The sequence below is a fragment of the Pseudomonas sp. B33.4 genome (assembly GCF_034555375.1).
Classification (GTDB): Bacteria; Pseudomonadota; Gammaproteobacteria; order Pseudomonadales; family Pseudomonadaceae; genus Aquipseudomonas.
Map to the genome: position 1 here is coordinate 2,122,442 of NZ_CP140706.1, position 23,278 is coordinate 2,145,719.

Below are 23,278 nucleotides of genomic sequence, written 5' to 3' on the forward strand. Positions count from 1 at the left end.
CGGCGAGCAGCCGGTGCTGGAACTGCCGATCGATTTTCCGCGTCCGGCAGTGCAAAGCCTGCGCGGTGCGCGCCTGCAACTGGACCTGCCAGCCACCCTCGGCGATGCGCTCAAACAACTGGCGCAGCGCGAAGGCGCCAGCCTGTTCATGGTTTTGCTGGCGTCGTTTCAAGCGTTGCTGCATCGCTACAGCGGTCAGGCGCAGATTCGTGTCGGCGTGCCGACCGCCAACCGCAACCGGGTTGAGACCGAAGGCCTGATCGGCTTCTTCGTCAACACCCAGGTACTCAATGCCGAGGTCAACGGGCAACTGCCGTTCAATCAATTGCTGGCCCAAGTCAAGCAAGCGGCGATGGCCGCGCAGGCGCATCAGGATCTGCCGTTCGAACAGTTGATCGAAGCGCTGCAACCGGAACGCAGCCTGAGCCACAGCCCGGTGTTCCAGGTGATGTTCAACCACCAGACCAGCCGTGATCAGGGCCGTAGCGCGGTGCAACTGCCGCAGCTGAGCGTCGAGGATGTGCAGTGGGAAGGGCGCACCGCGCAGTTCGATCTGACCCTCAATACTTACGAATCGAATGACGGTTTCGCCGCCGAATTGACCTACGCCACCGATCTGTTCAAGCCGGAAACGGTCGAGCGTCTGGCGCGTCACTGGCAAAACCTGTTGCAAGGTATTGTGGCTGCACCGACTCAACGGGTTGGCGAACTGCCGCTGCTGGAAAGTGCCGAACACGGCGTGTTGTTGCAGGACTGGTTGCGTGTGGCGGATCACAGCGCGCAGGCCGAGTGCGTGCAGCAGGACTTTGCCTTGCAGGCGCAACGAAACCCGCAGGCCACGGCGCTGATCATCGGCAACGACGTACTGACGTATGGCGAACTGGATGCCCGGGCCAATCAACTGGCGCGTCATCTGATCGAGGCCGGCGTCGGCCCGGATCAGCTGGTCGGCATCGCGGTCGAGCGCAGCGTTGAAATGATCGTCGGCCTGTTGGCGATCCTCAAGGCCGGCGGTGCTTATGTGCCGCTGGACCCAGCGTATCCAGAAGATCGTCTGGCCTACATGATTGAGGACAGCGGCCTGCAATTGCTGCTGACCCAAACGCATTTGCAAGCGCAGCTGCCGATCCCGGCGGGTGTGCAAACCCTGTTGCTCGATCAGCCAGGTGACTGGCTGGCGACTTATCCACAGACCGCGCCGAGCGTCGCCGTCAATGGCGAGCACTTGGCGTACACGATCTACACCTCCGGCTCCACCGGCAAACCGAAAGGCGTGATGGTGCGCCACGCGGCGCTGAGCAACTTTGTCGCGAGCATGATCAAGCAGCCGGGGATTGCCGCTGCGGATCGCATGCTGTCGCTGACCACGTTCTCCTTCGATATTTTCGGCCTGGAAATCTACGGCCCGTTGCTCGCCGGCGCCTGTGTGGTGCTGACCGGCAAGGACGTGCATCAAGACCCGCAAGCGGTGCTGGCGTTGATCGAACGTCACGCCGTCAGCGTGCTGCAAGCCACGCCATCGACCTGGCGCATGCTGCTCGACAACGAGCACTCGGCCATTCTCAATGGCCGCACATTCCTCTGTGGCGGTGAAGCGCTGCCGCAGGAACTGGCCAAGCGCATGCTGGCGCTGACGCCGAGCGTGTGGAACCTGTATGGCCCGACCGAAACCACGATCTGGTCGGCGCAACACGCACTGAGCGCGGACCACAGCCGGCCGTTCCTCGGCACGCCGATCGACAACACCGCGCTGTACATCCTTGGCAGCGACCTTGAGCTCAATCCGCTCGGCGCACCCGGTGAATTGCTGATTGGCGGTGACGGTCTGGCCCGTGGTTACTTCCAGCGCCCGAGTCTGACCGCTGAACGGTTTGTGCCGGATCCGTTCTCGGCAAACGGTGCGCGTCTGTACCGCACCGGCGACCTGACCCGTTATCGCGCAGAAGGCGTGATCGAGTACATCGGGCGCATCGACCATCAAGTGAAAATCCGTGGTTTCCGTATCGAGCTTGGCGAGATCGAAGCGCGCTTGCTCGCATTCGACAGCGTGCGCGAAACCGTTGTGGTCGCACAGGACGGCCCGACCGGACCACAATTGGTCGGCTATGTGGTGCCATCCGCCAGCACTGTTGATGAAGTCGAACTGCGTGCTGAATTGAAAGCCAGCCTCAAGGCTGAACTGCCGGAATACATGGTGCCGGCGCACCTGCTGTTCCTTGCGCAGCTGCCGCTGACCCCCAACGGCAAAGTCGACCGCAAAGCCTTGCCGGCCCCCGACGCCAGCCAGTTGCAATCAACTTACATCGCGCCACAAACCGCTACTCAACACGCCGTCGCCGAGATCTGGCAAGCGGTGCTCAAGCTTGAGCGTGTCGGCCTCAGTGACAACTTCTTCGAACTCGGCGGCCATTCCTTGCTGGTAACGCAAGTGGTCTCCCGTGTGCGTCAGACGCTGAACGTTCAAGTGCCGCTGCGCACGCTGTTCGAGCACAGCACGCTGGAAGATTTCGTTGCTGCATTGGGTGTCGACCAGGCCACTCAGGAACCGCCGATTGTCGCGCTGCCGCGTCTGCAACCGTTGGCGCTTTCCTATGCGCAGGAACGCCAATGGTTCCTCTGGCAGCTGGAACCGACCAGCACGGCCTATCACGTCCCGGCTGCGCTGCGTCTGCGCGGTGAGCTGAATCTGCCGGCATTGCAGCAAAGCTTCAATGCGTTGATCGAGCGCCACGAATCCCTGCGCACCTGCTTCGTCGAAGAGCAGGGCACAACCCTGCAAGTGATTCAGACGCAGGGCACGCTGGATCTGCAAGTGCAGGACGTTGCCGGGCTGGACGATGCCGCGTTGCAAGCGCTGGTCGCCGAAGAAACCCTGCACCTGTTCAACCTGCAGCAAGGCCCGTTGTTGCGGGTCAAATTGCTGCGCCTGGCCGCCGATGACCATGCGCTGGTGATTACCTTGCACCACATCGTCTCCGATGGCTGGTCGATGAACATCATGGTCGATGAGCTGGTGGCGTTGTACGCCGCGTACAGCCAGGGCCAGACCGCGCAATTGCCGGCGCTGCCGGTGCAATACGCCGACTACGCCGTGTGGCAGAAACAGTGGATGGACGCCGGTGAGCGCGAGCGTCAGCTGAATTACTGGACCGCGCAACTCGGCGATGGTGATCAGCCGTTGCTGGAGCTGCCGACCGACCGTCCACGTCCCGCCGAGCAAAGCTATCGCGGCGCGCGTCGCGACATCCCGCTGAGCCTCGAACTGGCTTCAGCGCTCAAGCAAGTCGCGCAGCGTGAAAACGTCACCCTGTTCGCGCTGCTGCTGGCCTCGTTCCAGACCTTGCTGCACCGCTACAGCGGTCAGGCCGACATCCGTGTTGGCGTGCCCGTGGCCAACCGTAATCGGGTCGATACTGAAGGGCTGATTGGCTTCTTCGTCAACACCCAAGTGCTCAAGGCTGAATTCGACAGTCAGCAAACCTTCCGCAGCCTGTTGCAACAAGTGAAGAGCACCGTGCTCGGCGCTCAGGCCCATCAGGATCTGCCATTCGAGCAACTGGTCGACGCGCTGCAACCGGAACGCAGCCTCAGCCACAGTCCGCTGTTCCAGGTGATGCATAACCACCAGAGCCAGGCGCGTCAGGCGCAGGGCGCGACACGCCTGCCGCAACTGCAGATCGAAGGCTTGCCTTGGGCGTCGAATACTGCGCAGTTCGATCTGACCCTGAACACCTTTGAATCGACCGACAATGTCTGGGCCGAGCTGACTTACGCCACCGACCTGTTCGACCTCGATACCATCGAGCGCCTGTCGCAACACTGGACGAATCTGCTGCAAGGCATCGTCACCGACAGCGGCCAGCGTATCGCTGAACTGCCGCTGCACGACGCCGCCGAACGCGCAGCGACCCTGCTGCAATGGAACCCGGCCGTGGCCGATTTCCCGAGCGAGCAGTGCCTGCATCACTTGATCGAAGCCCAGGCCGCCCGCGCACCGCAAGCGGTGGCCGTGACGTACGCCGAGCAGTCCTTGAGCTACGTTGAGCTCAACAGCCGCGCCAACCAGTTGGCGCACAAGCTGATTGCCAGCGGCGTCGGCCCGGACGTGCGCGTAGGCCTCGCGGTCGAGCGCAGCCTCGACATGCTGGTCGGTCTGTTGGCGATTCTCAAGGCGGGCGGCGCGTACGTGCCGCTGGACCCGAGCTACCCGGAAGAACGCCTGAGCTACATGATCGGCGACAGCGGCATCGACCTGCTGTTGACCCAGAGCCATTTGCTCGCACGTCTGCCGGTGCCCGACTCGGTGCGCAGCCTGATGCTCGATCAGGATCGCGAAGACCTAGAGGGCTACAGCGACAGCAATCCGCAAGTGAGCATGAGCGCGGATAACCTGGCGTACGTGATTTACACCTCGGGTTCGACCGGTCAGCCGAAGGGCACCTTGCTAGCTCATCGCAACGTGCTGCGCCTGTTCGAGGCCACCGCCGCGTGGTTCGATTTCGGCGCGCAGGATGTCTGGAGCCTGTTCCATTCCTACGCGTTCGACTTCTCCGTGTGGGAGATTTTCGGCGCGCTGCTGTACGGCGGCAAACTGGTGGTGGTGCCTTACGAGGTCAGCCGCTCACCGGAAGACTTCTTCGCATTGCTGTGCCGCGAAGGCATTACCGTGCTCAACCAGACGCCGTCGGCGTTCAAGCAATTGATGCAGGTCGCCTGCGCCCCGGAGCACGCCGCTCAACAACTGGCGCTGCGTTACGTGGTGTTCGGCGGTGAGGCGCTGGAAGTGAAAAGCCTGCGTCCATGGTTCGAGCGTTTCGGCGATCAAACGCCGCAACTGATCAACATGTACGGCATCACCGAAACCACCGTCCACGTGACGTACCGGCCGTTGTCGATGGCCGATTTGCAGCGTGACGCGAGCAGCCCGATCGGCGAGCCGATTCCGGACCTGTCGTGGTACTTGCTCGACGGCGACCTGAACCCGGTGGCCAAGGGAAGCATCGGTGAGCTGTACGTCGGTCGCGCCGGTCTGGCGCGCGGTTATCTGAACCGTGCCGATCTGACGTCGTTACGGTTTATTCCCGATCCGTTCGCCGCTGACGGTGGTCGTCTGTATCGCACCGGCGACCTGGCGCGTTATCGCGCTGACGGCGTGATCGAATACATCGGGCGGATCGACCATCAGGTGAAGATTCGCGGTTTCCGCATTGAGTTGGGCGAAATCGAAGCGCAACTGCTCGAACAGGCTGCCGTACGCCAGGCGGTGGTGCTGGCGCAGCCGGGCCTCAGTGGTCAACAACTGGTTGCGTATCTGGTGCCGACTGATGCGGCGTTACTCGACGCCAGCGCCGCTGAACAAGCGCAATGGCGCGACAGCGTGCGTGCCGAGCTCAAGGAAAATCTGCCGGATCACATGATCCCGGCGCACCTGTTGCTGCTCGCGCAATTGCCGCTGACCGCCAACGGCAAGCTCAACCGCAGCGCGTTGCCGTCGCCGGACGCCAGTCAGGCGCAGCAGACCTATCAGGCGCCGCAAAGCGAGCTGGAACAACGCTTGGCCACGATCTGGCAAGACGTGCTGAAGCTGCCGCAAGTGGGCCTCAACGATAACTTCTTCGAATTGGGTGGCGACTCGATCATCTCGATTCAGGTGGTCAGCCGCGCGCGTCAGGCCGGTATTCGCCTGAACCCGAAAGACCTGTTCCAGCACCAGACCGTTCAGCGACTGGCACTGGTCGCGCAGTTGGGCGACGACGAAACGAGCATCGACCAACAAGCGGTCACCGGCGCAGCGTTGCTGTTGCCGATCCAGCAGCAGTTCTTCGACGATGAAATCCCTGAGCGTCATCACTGGAACCAGTCGGTGCTGCTCAAACCGCGTCAGCCGCTGGACGGGGAGAAAATCGAGCAAGTGTTGCGTGCGCTGGTCGCGCATCACGATGCCTTGCGCCTGAGTTTCACTCAGCACAACGGCGTGTGGCAGGCCGAGCACCGCGCGGTTGAAGATCAGCCACATAACCTGCTGTGGCAGGAAGACGTCGCCGATGCCGCCGCGCTGGAGGCCTTGGGCAACCGCGCCCAGCGCAGCCTCGATCTGCAGAACGGGCCGCTGTTGCGCGCGGTGCTGGCGAATCTGGCCGATGGCACCCAGCGTTTGCAGTTGGTGATCCATCACCTGGTCGTCGACGGTGTGTCGTGGCGGATTCTGCTGGAAGACCTGCAAAACGCTTATCAGCAATTGCTCGACGGTCAGCCACTGAAGCTGCCGGCGAAAACCAGTGCTTTCAAGGACTGGAGCGAGCACTTGCAGCGCTACGCCAACAGCGCGGCGTTGCAGCAGGAACTGGCTTACTGGCAAACCAGCCTGAGCGATGTCAGCACGAATCTGCCGTGCAAACATGTCGACGCCGGTCAGCACAATCGGCTGGCGCACACTGTGCAGAGCCGTCTCGGCAGCGAGCTGACCCGACAGTTGCTGCAAGAAGCCCCGGCGGCGTATCGCACCCAGGTCAACGACTTGCTGCTGACTGCGTTGGCGCGGGTCATTGGCCGCTGGAGCGGGCAGGCTTCGACACTGATTCAGCTCGAAGGTCATGGTCGTGAAGAGCTGTTCGACGGTGTTGACCTGACCCGCACTGTGGGCTGGTTCACCAGCCTGTTCCCGGTGCGCCTGACCCCGGCAGCTACGGCCGGCGAGTCGATCAAACAGATCAAGGAACAACTGCGCTCGATCCCCAACAAGGGCATCGGTTTCGGCGCACTGCGTCATCTTGGCGATGCTCAGGCACAACAGAGCCTGCGTGAATTGCCGACCCCGCGCATCACCTTCAACTACCTCGGCCAGTTCGACGGCAGTTTCGAGGGCGATGACGGCGCGCTGTTCGCACCGGCGCCGGACAACGCCGGTCTCGACCAGAGCCCGGACGCGCCAATGGGCAATTGGCTGACCCTCAACGGTCAGGTGTACGGCGGCGAATTGCGCGTAGGCTGGACATTCAGCAGCGAGCGTTTCGACAGTGCTGTGATCGAAGCACTGGCGGCGGATTACGCCGAGGAGCTGGCCGCTTTGATCGGCTATTGCCTGACCCCGGGCGTCGCTGGGCTGACGCCTTCGGACTTCCCGCTGGCCGGCCTGACCCAGGCGCAGCTCGACGGCTTGCCAACCCGCCCGCAGCAGATTGCAGACATTTATCCGTTGTCGCCGATGCAGCAGGGCATGTTGTTCCACACCCTCTACGCGCAACAGTCCGGTGATTACATCAACCAGATGTGTGTGGCCGTCGATGGCTTGCAGGTCGAGCGTTTCCGCGATGCCTGGCAAGCGGCGATGGACAGCCACGAAGTCCTGCGCAGCGGTTTTGTCTGGGAAGGCGATCTACCCAACGCGCTGCAAGTGGTGCACAAAGGCTTGCTAGTGCCGTTCAGCGTGCTCGACTGGCGTGATCGCGGCGACCTGGCGCCAGCCCTGAAAGCCCTGGAACTTGAGCAACGCCTGCAAGGTTTTGATCTGCACGCGGCACCGTTGCTGCGCCTGGTCGTGGTGCAGGTGGCGGCTGAGCGCTTCCATCTGATTTACACCTCGCACCACATTCTGATGGACGGCTGGAGCAACTCGCAGTTGCTCGGCGATGTATTGCAGCGCTATCACGGCCACGCGCCGGCGATGGGGGCGGGGCGTTATCGCGATTACATCGAGTGGTTGGCGCAGCAGGATGCGCAGGTCACGGAAAACTTCTGGAAGGGCCAACTGGCCGACTTCGAGACACCGACGTATCTGGCCGATGCTGTGCCGCACCTCGTTGATGCAACCGTCACCGGTCAGGGTGAATACCTGCTGACCCTCGACACGCACGCGACCGCCGAACTCAACAGTTTTGCCCGGGCGCAAAAGGTCACGGTCAACACGCTGGTGCAAGCCGCGTGGCTCTTGCTGTTGCAACGCTACACCGGGCAGGACACGGTCACGTTCGGCGCCACGGTATCGGGGCGACCGGCGCAGTTGAATGGCGTCGAAGGGCAGATCGGTCTGTTCATCAACACCTTGCCGATCATTGCCAGCCCACGTGCCGAACAGTCGTTGCCGCAATGGCTGCAACAGGTGCAGGCACAGAACCTGTTGCTGCGCGAGCAAGAGCACACACCGCTGTTCGATATTCAGCGTTGGGCAGGGCAGAGCGGTGAGGCGTTGTTCGATAACATTCTGGTGTTCGAGAACTACCCGATTGCCGAAGCCTTGCAGCAAGCCGAATCGGCTGACCTGCGCTTTGGCGAGGTTGACCGGTATGAGCAGACCAACTATCCGCTGACGTTGATGGTCAACCTCGATCAGCAATTGACCGTGCACTTCAGCTATCAGCACACAAGCTTTGCCGCCGCCACCGTGGTCAAACTGGCAACGCAGTTGCAGCAACTGTTGCGCGGCATGCACGCCAGCGCCGATGCCTGCCTGGGCGAGTGGAACTTGCTGGAGGAAGGCGACGAGCAACGTATTCTGCGTGACTGGAACCCGCAGGCAACCGCTGACCTTGAGCCGATTTGCATTCACCAGGCCATCGAGCGTCAGGTCGCTGCCCAGCCGGACGCGCGCGCCGTGACGTTCGGCCAGCAGTCCTTCAGTTATGGCGATATCGATGCCCGGGCCAATCGCCTGGCGCATCGTTTGATCAGCATCGGCGTCGCTCCGGAAATCCGCGTCGGTGTGGCCATGCAGCGCTCCGACAATCTGCTGGTGGCATTGCTCGCGGTCCTCAAGGCTGGTGGCACGTACGTGCCGCTGGACCCGGATTACCCGGCGGATCGGGTCGCCTACATGCTTGAAGACAGCCGCGCTCGCGTGCTGCTGACCGAAACCGATGTAGCCGCCACCCTGTCGCTCGCCAGCGACATGCAAGTGTTGCTCCTGGATCAACTGGATCTCTCGGCCTACAGCACGCTCGCGCCGGTCACCGACGTGAGTGTGAACAATCTTGCCTACGTGATTTACACCTCTGGTTCCACCGGCAAGCCCAAAGGCGTATCGATCAGCCATGCCAACATCATGGCGCTCAGCGACTGGTCGAAGCATCTCTACAGCCGCGAGGACATTCAAGGTGTGCTCGCTTCGACGTCGGTGTGTTTCGACCTGTCGGTGTGGGAGCTGTTTGTCACCCTGGCCAATGGCGGTTCGTTGATCATTGCGCGCAACGCGCTGGAGTTGCCGCACTTGCCGGCGCGCGATCAGGTGCGCCTGATCAATACCGTGCCGTCGGCAATCAATGCCTTGCAAGACTCTGGCGATATTCCTGCCAGCGTACGCATCATCAACCTGTGCGGCGAAGCGCTGAAGCAGAACCTCGTGGACACGCTTTATCAACAGGCAACCATCGCCGATATCTTCGACTTGTACGGCCCGTCGGAAGATACCGTTTACTCCACCTGGACCCGTCGAGAGGCAGGCGGCACGGCGAACATCGGTCGACCGATGATCCGCACCGCCAGTTATGTGCTGGGCGGCGATCTGCAACCGGCACCGCAGGGTGTGTCGGCGGAGTTGTACCTGGCCGGTGCCGGCCTCAGCCGTGGCTATCTGGGCCGGGCGGCGATGACCGCAGAGAAATTCGTGCCCAATCCGTTCGCCGGCAATGGCGAGCGTATGTACCGCACCGGCGACCTGACCCGTTATCTGGGCGACGGCACGTTGCAATACGTCGGGCGTATCGATCACCAGGTGAAGGTGCGCGGTTTCCGTATCGAGCTGGGCGAAATCGAAGCGCGTCTGTTGCAGATCGACAACGTCAGCCAGGCACTGGTGGTGGCGCAACCGATCGCCTCCAGCCATCAACTGGTGGCGTATGTGGTGGTCGATGATGCGACCGTGGCCAGCGCCGATGCAGCCGCGCAAGCCGTTCTGCGCGAAGCGCTGAAGACGCAACTCAAGGTGCACCTGCCGGACTACATGATTCCGGCGCACGTGCTGTTCCTCGCCAGCCTGCCGCTGACGCCGAATGGCAAGGTCGACCGCAAAGCCTTGCCGAGCGTCGACGCGTTTGTCGCGGCGGGTGATTTCGTTGCCCCGGTCGGTGAACTGGAACAGCAGATCGCAGCCATCTGGCAGAACGTCCTGGAGCTCGATCAGGTCAGCCGCGAGGATCATTTCTTCGAACTGGGCGGGCACTCGCTGCTGGCCACTCAGGCAGTCTCGCGTTTGCGCCATTTGACCGGCGGCACGTTGAGCCTGCGCGACCTGTTCAACTATCCGCGCCTCAAGGATCTGGCCACCTGGATGGCCGCGGAACAGACGCCGGCCCTCGGCGGGGCGGCCAGTCAGGCCGTTCCACTGAAGGCCTGGGGCGCCAAGTCGACGGCACCGCTGTCGTTGGTGCAACGTCGTTTGTGGGTCGCCGAACAATTGTCCGGCGGCAGCTCGGCCTACGGCATGCCGCTGGCCTTGCGCTTGCGCGGTGAGCTGTCGGTCGAGCGCTTCATGAGCAGTTTTGCCGAAGTGGTGCGCCGTCATGAGGTGTTGCGCACCGCGTACTCGCAGGATGACGAAGGTGATCCGATTGCGCTGATTGCCGAGCAGGTCGACGTCGACTTCCCGTTGCTCGATTTGTCCGGTCTGTCGCGCAGTGCCCAGGAAGAACAGGTGGCGCAGGCCGCGCTGGATAACGCGCGAACGCCGATCGATCTGGAGCAGGCACCATTGTGGCGCGGGCGCATCCTGCATCTGTCGCCGACCGAGCATGTGCTGTTGTTCTCCATGCATCACATCATTTCTGACGGTTGGTCGATGGGCGTATTGATCAATGAGCTGGTGCAGATCTATGAGTTGAGCAAGGCCGGTGCTGCCGCGTCGTTGCCGGCGCTGGAAGTGCAGTACTCGGACTTTGCCCTGTGGCAACAGGAGCTGGAACGCCGAGGGATTCTCGGCCAGCAGGCGGATTACTGGAGAGAGAGGCTCAGTGGCTACAGCGGGCAGCTCAACCTGCCGCTGGACACCCCGCGAGGGCCGGTGGCGTCGTACGACGGTGATGCCGTGCAGTTCCATCTGCCGAAGGATTTGAGTCAGGCCTTGCGCAAGGTTGCCAATGACGCCGGGGTGACGCTGTACAGCACGCTGCTGGCGTCGTTCCAGGTGCTGTTGCATCAATTCAGCGGCGGCGACGACGTGTTGGTCGGCGCCGACGTCGCCGGGCGCGAGCAGGCGCAGCTGGAGCAACTGATCGGCTTCTTCGTCAACGTCTTGCCGCTGCGTTCGCGCTTCTCGGCCGACACGGCGTTCTCGACTTTCCTCGCGGGCACTCAGGACACCTTGCTCGGCGCGCTGGAGCATCAGGACCTGCCGCTGGACATGATCGTCGAATCCTGCGGCGTGCCGCGTCACAAGGGCATGAACCCGTTGGTGCAGGTGTTGTTCGTGATGAACAACCTGCCGGGCCGCACCCAATCCATGGGCGGTTTGAGCGTCGAACCACTGGCGGCGCTGCAGAGCCATTCTAAATTCGACATGGCATTGTTCGTTGACGAAGAAGAAGGGCAATTGCTGGGTAATTGGCAATTCGCCACAACCTTGTTCGGACACGAGCGCATTCAGTACCTGGTGAAGGCCTGGATAGCCCTGTTGGAACAGATCGTCGCTGATCAGGACATTCAATTGGGAGCTATCAGCATGCCAGTCGACAATTTAGCAGTGGCCGCCAAACCCGCTGCCCCCGGGCCCAAGGCCGACAAACTGGGCAAGTTCCTCAAACGTGGCGCCGCCCCGGTGGCCAAGGTTCGCCCGGCGCCGATCCGCGAATCGCTGATCGCTGCGCCGCAGCCTTTCCCGCTGTTGATGGAACCGAACGAGGCGCAGCTGGATTTGATCGAGTGGATCAAGCACAACCGGCCGCTGATCGAAGAAAAACTGGCGACCCACGCCGGCATTCTCTTCCGCGGTTTCGAGCTCGATGGCATTCAGGGTTTTGAAGCGTTCGCCGAAGCGATTCATCCGGGCCTGTACGGTCAATACGGCGATCTGCCGAAGAAGGAGGGCGGCAAGAACACCTATCGCTCCACGCCGTACCCGGAACGCAAGATGATCCTGTTCCACAACGAGAGCTCGCATCAGGATCGCTGGCCGCGCAAGCAGATGTTCTATTGCGAGCAAGCGGCGCCGGTCGGCGGTGCAACGCCGGTAGTCGACTGCCGCTTGATGTACGAAAAACTGCCGGCAGACCTGCGTGACAAGTTCGAGTCCAAGGGGTTGTTGTATGTGCGCACCTTCACCGACAACCTCGACGTGTCGTGGCAGCACTTCTTCAAGACCGAAGACCGTGCCGAAGTCGAAGCCCGCTGCCGCGCGGGCGGTATCGAGTGGCGCTGGCTCGACAACAACGAACTGCAAACCCGTACTCCGGGGCCAGCGATCATTCGTCACCCGATCACCGGCGCCAAGTCATTCTTCAATCAGGTGCAGTTGCACCACATCTATTGGCTGGAGCCGGATGTGCGTGAAGACCTGCTGTCGATGTTCGGCGCCGAGCGCATGCCGCGTCATGTGTATTACGGCGACGGCACACCGATCGAAGACGACGTGATGCAGCGCATTGGCGAGCTGTACGAAGAGTGCGCCGTGCGGTTCGACTGGCAGAAAGGCGACGCCATTTTGCTCGACAACATGCTGGTGGCACATGCCCGCGATCCGTTCGAGGGCCCGCGCAAGATTGTCGTCGCCATGGGTGACATGTACGACCACAGCAGCCTGGAGCGCCCGGCCAGCAACGCCCGGGCGGCATTGAATACCGAGGAAAGCGGCGCATGAGCGAAGTCATGAAGGACGTGCAGGATCCGGGTTTCGCCCTGACGCCTGAGCAACAGGCGCTGCTTGAGCGCCTGTCGAACACCGCCACCTGTGGCGAGGCCATGCGCTGGCTCAGCGTTGTCATTGACGGTGATCTTGATCCGCAACGTTTGCAGGCCGCGTTCGATAGCGTGCTGGCACAACAGCCGATGCTGTTGGCGCGGCTGGACAAGGTCAGCGGTTTCCACGGTTTGCGTCAGGCTGCGGCCGACGCCGGACGCTTCCCGCTGACGATCCATGCCGGCGAGCAACGCGCCGGGGACGTTGAGGCGCAAATCAGCGAATCGCTGGAACGCGCCTTTGTCGTCGGCGAATCGGCCAGTGTCCAGGCGGTGCTGTATCGACTGGCGTCACAGCAATGGCAACTGGTGCTGGGCATTGCTCGCTACAGTGCCGACGCGCCATCGTTGAACCTTGTGCTGCAACAAGTGCAGCAAGCGTACGCCGGGGTTCAGCCAACCGAAGACGAAGAGTCGGGGGAATTCGCCCAGTATCTGGAATGGCGCAGTGAGGTGGTGCTCGATGAAGACGCCGTCACCGCGCGTACCTACTGGCAGCAGCACCTGCAAGGTGTGCAGGCCGATATCGCTACGCCATGGCTGGCCGCTCGTAGCACCGGCCTCGAAGTGAGTGCCGCCGATACGTGCGTATCGCTGAGTCTGCAGTCGGCGCAGCGTGATGCTCTGCAAGCGCTGGCCGAGCAGCTCGGTCAGCCAGTCGCCACGTTGTTGCAAGGCGCGTGGTGGGTGTTGCTGGGGCGTTTGAGCGGGCTCGATCAGGTACTGGTCGGTCTGCGGCATGACAGCCGTGCCGACTATGAGTATTTCGCCAACGCCGTTGGCGTGTTCGAGAAAAGCTTGCCGCTCTCGCTGGAACTGCCTGGCAGCGCGCGCTTCAGTGACTGGCTGGGGCCATTGGCCGCGCGTGTCGAAGAACATCGCACCTGGCAGGAGTACTGGACGCCGGAACTGGCGCCCGACGCAGCACGTCCGGCCTACGGTTTCAGCCTTGGCCAGATCGGTGTTGCCGCGAGCAGCGGCGGTCTGCGCTGGAGCGTGGCTGACGCCGTGCAGGTGCAACCGGATGCTTTCGAGTTGTTGTTGCAAGTGCAGCTGGACGAAAACCAGCGTCTTGCCGGCGCTGGTCTGCAGTACGCCGCTTCGCGCTATTCGCCAGCGGCAGCCAACGCCGTACTGGAACAGTTTGGCGTGCTGTTGAGCGCGGTTGTCGATGCACCACACACAACACTGGCGCAACTCAACCTGCTCAGTCGCGCCGCCGAACAGCGCTTGCTGGCAATCAATCCGGCGATACAGGCGCTGGCTGATCAGCGTTATCTGCCCCAGCGCATTGCTGATCTGGCGCTGCGTACGCCGCACGCCATTGCCTTGACCGACGCTGAGCAGTCTTTGAGCTACGGCCAGTTGCAGGCCCGCGTCGAAAGCGCCGCTGAGGGTTTGAACCATCAAGGTGTCAGCGCAGGTTCGATCATTGCGCTGGCGTTGCCACGCTCGGCGGATCTGGTGATCGCGATGTTGGCGAGCTGGCGCCTCGGTTGCGCGTATCTGCCGCTGGATGTGCAGTGGCCACAGGCGCGTCAGGCGTTGATGCTGGAACAGGCCGGCGCCGCGCTGTTGTTGACCGATGCGGCGCACCTGACGGCCTGGCAGGATCAGCCGTACCAAGCGCTGACGCTGGCAGAACTCGGTGCCTCGAGCGCGCCGTTGCCGGCGCTCGCGGCGCAAGGCTCCGACATTGCTTATGTGTTGTTCACCTCCGGTTCTACCGGTGTGCCGAAAGGTGTGGTGATCGAACATCGGCAATTGCTCAACTACGTCGCTCAGGCCAGTCAGGCGCTGGGTCTGGAGCGATGCAAAAACATCGGTTTCAGTTCTACGGTCGCGGCAGATCTGGGCAACACGGCGTTGTTCGGTGCGCTGTTCAATGGGGCAACCCTGCACGTCGCCAGTGATGCGCAAATGCAGGACGGCGCATTATTCGCCGACTACCTGCAGCAGCATCAGGTCGACTGCCTGAAAATCGTCCCGTCGCACCTTGCGGCGCTGCTCGACAATGAGCAGGCAACCTTGCCGCACACGCTGGTGCTGGGCGGCGAACCGATTGCGCCGACGCTGATCGAGCGCATTGCGCGGCTGCGCAGTGATTGTCGGGTGTTCAACCACTATGGCCCGACCGAAACCACGGTGGGCGTGATGATCCATCCACTGACCCTGGACGGCACGGCCAGCGATTGCTCGGCGCTGAGCCAGGTGCTGGGCAACAATCAGGTGTATGTGCTGGACGCTGATTTGCGTCTGGCGCCCGTCGGGGTGCTGGGCGAGTTGTACCTGGGCGGTGCGCAATTGTGCCGTGGTTATCTGAATGCCGAGGCCGATGCGCAGACGTTCATCCAGAGTCCGTTCGATGCGGCGCAGCGTTTGTATCGCAGCGGAGATCTGGCGCGTTACCGCACCGACGGAGCGATCCAGTTGCACGGTCGACGTGATCAGCAGGTCAAGGTGCGCGGGTTCCGTATCGAACTCGCGGAAATCGAAGCCGAGTTGCTGCGCCTGCCGGCGGTTGCCGAAGCGCTGGTGCTGCCTGCCGCGTCGGCCGAGCAAGGTCTGCTGGCGTTTATCGTGCCGCAGCAGGGCGCCACAGCGAGTCTGCTCGACACTGCACGCGCCGAACTGAGTGCGCGTCTGCCCGCCGTGATGGTGCCGCAGCATCTGCAACTGATCGAGCGTTTTCCACGGCTGGCCAACGGCAAGATCGATCGCAAGGCGCTGCAACAATTGGCCGCTACGGCAGCGGATGACGAAGGCGTTGCGCCGCGTGATGCACTTGAGCAATTGCTCGCCGTGCGCATGGCGCAACTGCTTGGGCTTGAACGCTTGAGCATCGAGCGCGACTTTTTCGCGGCCGGAGGCCATTCGTTGTTGGTGATCAAACTGGTGGCCGGTATTCGCAAGTTGCTGCAATGCGAAATCCATCCGGGACTGGTTTTCGATCATCCAACCGTAGCGTCGTTGGCGCTGGCGTTGCGGGCGGTGGAAAGCAGCCCGGGGCAGTTGGAGAAAATGGCTCAGGTACGCCTGCGTATGGAGGCCATGAGTCCTGAGGAAAAGGCCCGTCTGGCCGAGCAGGCGCGACAGTTGCAGGCCGCCAAGGCTGCGCAAACCAGCTGACACAGGAAGAAACAAAAGGCCGTCGCCCACCAGCGTCGGCCTTTTTTTTAACTTTTTGCGTTAATGATAAATAAACTCATTCCGGTTTTTTGGAGGTGCTGCGTCTTAATAGGGTATGTGGGCAAATCGTGTCAGGCAGGGCCGCCAATGCACCGGTTTGTTCAGCAGAAAATATTTCGCCGATGTCCAGCCAGATGATCGAGCCCGGGGAGGGGCAGATCGCCATGCACTGCCAGGTCGCCCGCAGGGCCCGCGACAGTGTGCGGTTCACGTGTGCAGACAGCGGCGGGCCCGTCGGCCCAATGGACTTTCACTTCTACCAATAATAGAGAGCACGATGTCAGCAATTCATGAGTTGAAACCTTTGTTCAAGGCACTCGTCATGTCCCGCGGCCTGCGTTCACGCCGAGTGTTGACGGGTCTGGGGCTGGTCTGTGTATTGCCTTTGAGCGCTCAGGTGATGGCTGAAAGCGTCAGCATCAATATCCCGGCGCAATCGTTGCCACAAGCGCTGCAGGCGTTCGGTCAGCAGACCAACCAGCAAGTGATCTACAACGCTGACGACATGGCCGGGCTCAGAAGCCACGCCGTCAGCGGCAAGATGAGCCCGCAGGCGGCCATCGCCGAATTGCTCAAGGGCACCGACGTGCGCTACAGCGTCGAGGGCAACACCCTGATGCTGGTGCGGGGCAGCAACACTCAAGGCCTGGAGCTGGGCGCGACCAACATCAGCGCACATCAGGTCGGCGCAACCACCGAAGGCAGCAACTCCTACACCTCCAACGCTGTGACGATTGGCAAGGGCACCCACACCCTCAAGGAAATACCCCAGTCGGTCACCGTGATGACCCGCAAGCAGATGGACGACCAGGACCTGGTCGACCTCAAGGATGCGCTGAACCAGACCACCGGTGTCGTGGGTCTGCAGGGCGTCGGCAAGGGGTTGATCATCTCCTCGCGCGGTTTCCAGATCGATGACTGGCAGTACGATGGCGTACCGATTCCACGCAACACCTATTCGCTGGGTAACTGGGCGACTCAGGATCTGGTGTTTTTCGATCGCCTGGAAATCCTGCGCGGTGCTTCCGGATTGCTGCAAGGCACTGGCAGCCCGGGTGGCGCCATCAACCTGGTGCGCAAGCGCGGCCAGGCTGCACCGACTGTGTCCGTGACCGCCAAGGCGGGTTCCTGGGACCATTACGGTCTGCAGGTAGACGCGGGCGGCCCGCTGAACCAGGCCGGCACCATCCGCGGTCGCCTGGTGGCCGATCAGGATCAAAGCAACTCGTTCATTGATCACGACTGGAGCCGGACGTTGTCGCTGTATGGCTCGCTGGACTTCGACCTGAGCGAAGACACCACCCTGGGCCTGGCCGTCAGCCGTTCCGACGGTGATTCGCGTCCGATGATTCGTGGCCTGCCACGTTACGCTGACGGCAAGATGCCGGATGTCTCGCGCTCCACCTACACCGGTGCCCGCTGGAACAGTTCCGACATCGACGTCACCACGCTTTACGCCGACCTCGAACATCGCTTCAACGAAGACTGGGCACTCAAGGTCGGTGCGGTGCGCATGACCGAGAGCAACAAGGCGAAAAACCAGCGCGTGCAAAGTGCCGGCGACGGTCTGGAACCGGATGGCAGCGGCGTGCAGTACGCCAACTTCGTGACCGATTTCGACTCGACAAAAGTCGGTATCGACATGAACCTGAACGGCAAGTTCGAAGCCTTGTCGATGCAGCAGGAAGTGATGTTGGGCGGTAACTTTTCCCAGCTCGAAACGGACGATCAGCTCGCCCGTACCTTCAGCAACAGTAGCGACACGATTTTCGGCGTCAACAATGACCGTCCCGATATCAACTACGACAGCCTGATCGCTTCGGGTGGTCGCGGCACGCTGAGTAAATACGACGTCCGCCAGAAAGGCCTGTACGGCACCTGGCGCGTCAAGCCGATCGACGATCTGACTTTGGTGCTCGGCTCCCGTGTCAGCTGGTATGACTTCAGCTACAAATCCAAGGCGCAATCCTCGTTCGGCGGCATCACCAAGAACGACCCAAGCACCGCGACCGAAACCGGGGAAGTCACGCCTTACGCCGGTATCGTCTATGACCTGAGCCGCGAGTGGGCGGTCTACGCCAGTTACACCGACGTGTTCCAGCCGCAGACCAACCGCGATGCCGGTGGCACCGTGCTCAAACCGGTCATCGGCAGCAACTACGAAATCGGTCTCAAGGGCGAGCTGATGGACGGCCGGGTCAACACCTCCTTGGCACTCTTCCGCTACGACCAGGAAAACCGTGCGGTCAACGACATTGCCGGTGGCTTCGAGTGCGACGGTTCGTACTGCTCGACGGCCTCGGGCAAAGTGCGCAGCCAGGGTATCGACGCCGAGATCAGCGGCGAAGTGGTGGAAGACCTGCAACTGTTCGCCGGTTACACCTACAACACCACCAAGTACCTCAAAGACCCGATCAACGAAGGTCGCGTGTTCAGCACCTGGACGCCAAAACACATGCTGCGCATGTGGGCCAACTACCAGTTGCCGGGTGAGTGGGATCGTGTCAGTACCGGTCTGGGCTTCACCACTCAGAGCCATACGCTGGGCTACGAAGGGACCTACGATGTCGCGGGTTACACCGTATGGAACGCCCGTGTCGGTTACCAGCTGACACCGGAAGTCGGTCTGGCCGTGAACGCCAACAACCTGTTCGACAAGAAGTACATTGCGGCCGGTTACAACCAGCTCGACGGCAACAACAACTTCGGTGATCCACGCAACCTGATGTTCTCCGTGAAGTGGACCCCAAAGTTCTGATGCACTGAAGGGCCTTCACCGAAGCGGCCCACGCTCCTCGAAAGAGGGCGTGGGCCGTTTTTTTTGCATGCCGTCGGCAGGTGAATCGCGGTGGGCGCAACGCCCACAGGTTATGTGGCAAATCAGGCAAAAAAAACGCAGAAGCCAGCGCTTCTGCGTTTTTGTTTGCCCGTATGAAAGTCAGTTGTTCAGTGCCGCCTCACACGTCAGGAACACCGCTTCAAAGGACTCAAGCAACGACTCACCGTAAATCATGCTGCGGTGGGGCAGGGTGGAATGCACCGAGCCTTGCAGTCGTCCGCTGACGGTGTGTTCACGCAGCACCTGTTCCGAGTGCAACACCTGCTCCAGGGTCTTGTGCGACAGCGACCACCAGCAACTCGCCTCGACCTTGAGCGTCGGCAGCATGAAAGCGTCGTAGGATTTCACCAGTCGGTCATGAATCTCGAACGCCTGGGCGTTCATGATTTCCTGTTTGATGGCGTCCAGCGTCGCCACCATTTCCTGTTCGCTGGTAGCGGCCTGTTGGCTGGCCCACTGGTAGAAAGCCTTGAGATCGGTTTGCGGGTTTTCGGCGAGGAAGCGTGCCGCCGGCTCGTGCAGATGCGCGAACATCAGGCTGAACATTTCCACGGCCGTCGCCAGTTCATTTTGTGCGCTGAAGTACTCGGGATTTTCTTCTTCCAGCGGTTTGCGCGGCAGATCGGCCGGCAACAGGCTGTCCGGCAGTGTGGTATCGACCAGACCGAGAAAGCTCACTTCACGCCCCTGACGCTCCAGTTCGGCGGCGATGTCCATGGCGATGGAGCCGCCGAGCGACCAGCCCATCAAACGATACGGGCCGTCAGCCTGTTTATCGATAATCTGTCGGGTGTAATCAGCGATCATTTGCGCCCATGTCTGGGCGTGGGCGTGTTTGTCGGCGAAGCCTGTGTGCATCACGCCGAAAGTGCGCGCGTGTTTGCTCAGGCGTTTGGCCAACGGTTGGTAGCAGAACACGATGCCGCCGCTGGGATGCAGGCAGAACAGCGGCGGGGCGCTGGTGGCCGAGGCGGAAAGTTCCACCACGCATTGGGCTTGCTGCTGGTGTTCCATGGCAATGAATTGCGCCAGGGCTTCGACGGTGGCGTGGGCGAGCATTTGCTGCAAAGCGAGTTTGATCCCCAGGCGCGCATTGAGTGCGGCAATAAACTGGATGGCCAGAATCGAATGCCCGCCCAGTTCGAAGAAGTTGTCGTCGAGGCCGACCCGGTCAACGTGCAGGGTTTCCTGCCAGAGTTCGGCCAGCGCTTGCTCCAATGCAGTTTCCGGGGCCTTGAAGCGGGTCTCCGATTGACTGATGTCAGGCAGCGGCAACGCCTTGCGATCAAGCTTGCCTGTCGGGCTGACGGGCATGGCTTCCAGCACCAGCAGATGGCTCGGCACCATGTAGGCGGGCAGACGGCTTTTCAGTTCAGCCTTGAGGGCTGCACGCAGTTGATCGTGCTGTTCACTCGACAAATCACCGTCGCTCGGCACGATATAACCGATCAACTGCATCCCGGCCAATCCTTCGCGGGCAAGGACCAGGGCTTCGCGGACGGCCGGAATTTGCAGCAGGCAGGATTCGATTTCACCGAGTTCGATACGGAAGCCGCGAATCTTCACTTGGTGATCGAGTCGGCCGACGTATTCGATGACGCCATCGGCGCGATAGCGCGCCAGATCGCCGGTTCGGTACAGACGCCCGCCCTGCGTGCTGAACGGGTCAGGCATGAAGCGTTCGGCGGTCAGCTCCGGGCGCTGGAAATAGCCCCGGGCCAATAGATCGCCGGCAATCACCAATTCACCGACGACGCCCACCGGGACCGGTTGGCCACCGCTGTCCAGCAGGTAAATGGCGCGTCCAGCCAAGGGGCGGCCGATCGGCATGGTTTTCGGCAGTGGCTTATGACCGGTGACGTAGTCCGTGCAATCGAGCACCGTGGCACTGACCGTGGTTTCCGTCGGGCCATAGGTGTTGAGCAGGCGCACATGGCCAAGTCCCGCCTTGCCCCACGCCGCCACGCCTTCCGGTGGCATGGCTTCGCCGCCCACGATCACCTGGCGCAACGGGCCATAGTCACGGACACCGGCGGCGGCAAAATCCCTCGCCAGCATGTTCCAGTATGTGGTGGTGAGGTCGCTGACCGTGAATTGCTTGTCGAGCAACTGCTGGTACCAGGTTTCGCTGTCCCAGATCTCCGGCCCGCGCAGTACCACCGATGCGCCGCAGATCAGCGCCGGGTAGAGTTGTTCGACAAAGGCATCGAAGTTGAACGTGGCAAATTGCAGCGACCGATCGGCGGGTGTCAGGCCGAGGAATTGCAGGGCGACTTGCGCGTGTCGGGTCAACGCCGCCTGGGTAATCCCCACACCTTTTGGTCGACCGGTGGAACCTGAGGTGAACATCACATACGCCAGGTTATGGCCATGGGTACGGCAGGTCGGATTGTCGCTGTGCGCGCTGTCGGCGAGGTCGAGTTCGTCGACGCAGAGCACGCTGACCGCGTCTACCGAGGGCAGGCGCTGGCGCAAAGAGCGCTGGCTGAGCAGCACGCTCAGGCCGCTGTCTTCGATCATCCAGGTCAGGCGTTCCTGCGGGTATTCGGGATCGAGGGGCACGTACACACCGCCGGCCTTGAGCACCGCGAGCAGGCTGACGATCATCCGCGCCGAGCGCTCGACCGCGATGCCCACCCGCACTTCCGGGCCCACGCCGTAGCCGAGCAGGGTCTGTGCCAGGCCATTGGCTGCCGAGTTGAGTTGGGCATAGCTCATGCACACGTCATCGCAAATCAGCGCGAGGGCATGCGGCGTGGCCAGTGCCTGGCGTTCGAAGAGCTGATGCACGCCTTCGCTCGGCAATGTCGTAACGGCTGGGTTCCATTGTTCGCGTTGCTGGCGGCACTCGGCGTCGCTCAGCAGCGGCAATTCGCTCAGGGCAATCTCGGGATTTGCGGTGATGGCGTGCAACAGGTTCTGCCAATGCCCGGCCAACCGCTCGATGGTGGCGGGGCTGTAGAGATCGCGGCTGAATTCGATGTTGGCGTCGATGCGGTTCAGGGAATAACTGACGTCCAGCGACAGGTCGAATTTCGCCTGCCCGCTGCCGGCATCGACAAAGTCCAGGGTCAATTCGCCCAGGTTCAGCGGCACCGAGTTGCCGCCGTCCGTGCGCCAGTTGAACAACACCTGGAACAACGGATTGATCTGCTGACTGCTTTGCAGTTGCAGGTCGTCGAAGCTCAGTTCCAGCGGATAGTCGGCATGGTCGAGTGCGGCCAGCGATTCGCGGCGCAGCCGCAGCAGAAAGTCCTTGCAAGGCAACTGCGGGTCAATCCGCACGCGATAGACCTGGGTGCTGACAAAGAACCCGACCAGGTCCTGAATTTCACTGCGGTTGCGTGTGGCGTTGGGCACGCCGACGGTGAAATCGTCCTGGCCACTGTAGCGGCTCAGGAGCAATTGCCAGGCGCCCAGGGCGACCACAAAGGGAGTCAAACCGTGCTGCTGGCAGAAGCGATTGAGTGCCTGCGCCAAGGTGGCGGGCAGGCTGAAGTCGTGTTTGCCGGCCGCATGGCTGTGCTGGTCGTTGCGCGCAAAGTCCACCGGCAGATCCAGCGGCGGCAACGTCTGGCCCAGATAATTCTGCCAGTACTCGGCGCTGGTCTTGCAGGCCGGGCTGTGCAGATAGTCGCCTCGTTGCCAGTCGGCATAGTCGGCGTACTGGATGGCCGGGCGCGGCAGTGGCGCGCTCATGCCCATTGCCGCTTGCGCGTAGGCGCGGGTCAGGTCCTGCATCAGAATCGCGTTGGACCAGGCGTCCGAGGCGATATGGTGCATGTTGAGCAACAGCAAGTGCTCCGTGTCGGCGACTTGCAGCAGTGTCGCGCGCATCAGTGGTGCGTGCTTCAGGTCGAAGGGCTTGGCGGCCTCTTCGCCAATGCGCTGGGCAATCTGCTGTTCGCGCGCTTCAGCGCTCAGGCCGCGCAGATCATCGAACCCCAGCAGCAGCGTTGCGTGTGCATCGACCACCTGCATGGCTACCCCGTCGATCTCGACGATCGCACTGCGCAGGACATCGTGGCGTTCGATGACTTTATTCAGCGCCATTTCCAGATGCTGTGCTTGCAAGGCACCGCTGAGGCGCACGGCGCGTGGCAGGTTATAGGCGGCACTGTCAGGTGTCAGCTGTTGCACGAACCACAGTCGCTGTTGCGCGAAGGAGAGGGGGGCCGGGGCCGGGTGGGGACGGGCAATGATGCCTTGGGATTGCTCGCCGGCATCTGCCATCAGCAGCGCCAGTACCTCATCATCGAGTAAGTCGTTCATCGGGCTCTCGTGGTTGGCAGCACCGTGAGCGCTGACGGCGTTGCCGACAGTCGGGTCCACGGCGATAAACATTCGGATTGAAGGCCGGCAGGACGGGCG

Annotated in this window: 4 protein-coding genes (1 of these 4 only partly in view); 3 read left to right on the forward strand and 1 reads right to left on the reverse strand. The window is 61.9% G+C overall.

Annotation, left to right across the window (positions count from 1 at the left end; all coding sequences use genetic code 11):
* From U6037_RS09415 to U6037_RS09425, 3 genes are all read left to right on the forward strand, one after another.
* On the forward strand, window positions 1-12,781 hold the 3' portion of the coding sequence (locus tag U6037_RS09415) for a non-ribosomal peptide synthase/polyketide synthase (protein WP_322846531.1). The gene continues 746 nt to the left of window position 1, outside the view; 12,781 of the gene's 13,527 nt are visible here — the last part of the coding sequence; its start codon lies off the left edge, out of view; it ends in the stop codon at window positions 12,779-12,781.
* Complete coding sequence (locus U6037_RS09420) at window positions 12,778-16,008, forward strand: amino acid adenylation domain-containing protein (RefSeq protein ID WP_322846532.1); 3,231 nt, start codon at window positions 12,778-12,780, stop codon at window positions 16,006-16,008. Before U6037_RS09415 ends, U6037_RS09420 begins: the two co-directional genes overlap by 4 nt.
* A 337-nt stretch (window positions 16,009-16,345) precedes the next feature.
* Window positions 16,346-18,826, forward strand: coding sequence for a TonB-dependent siderophore receptor (locus U6037_RS09425; protein WP_322846533.1), 2,481 nt, complete (start codon window positions 16,346-16,348; stop codon window positions 18,824-18,826).
* 180 nt (window positions 18,827-19,006) lie between these two features.
* Here the strand turns inward: U6037_RS09425 and U6037_RS09430 are convergent, their stop codons facing one another.
* The gene (locus U6037_RS09430; protein WP_322847301.1) at window positions 19,007-23,179 is read right to left on the reverse strand and encodes an amino acid adenylation domain-containing protein; all 4,173 of its coding nucleotides are present in this window, start codon (window positions 23,177-23,179) and stop codon (window positions 19,007-19,009) included.
* Between the last annotated feature and the right edge of the window lie 99 nt (window positions 23,180-23,278).

Bases quoted from the DNA above. Each gene is read 5' to 3' on its own strand.
- U6037_RS09430 (WP_322847301.1), bottom strand. From the start codon at position 23,179: ATGAACGACTTACTCGATGATGAGGTACTGGCGCTGCTGATGGCAGAT.
- U6037_RS09425 (WP_322846533.1), top strand. From the start codon at position 16,346: ATGTCAGCAATTCATGAGTTGAAACCTTTGTTCAAGGCACTCGTCATG.
- U6037_RS09420 (WP_322846532.1), top strand. From the start codon at position 12,778: ATGAGCGAAGTCATGAAGGACGTGCAGGATCCGGGTTTCGCCCTGACG.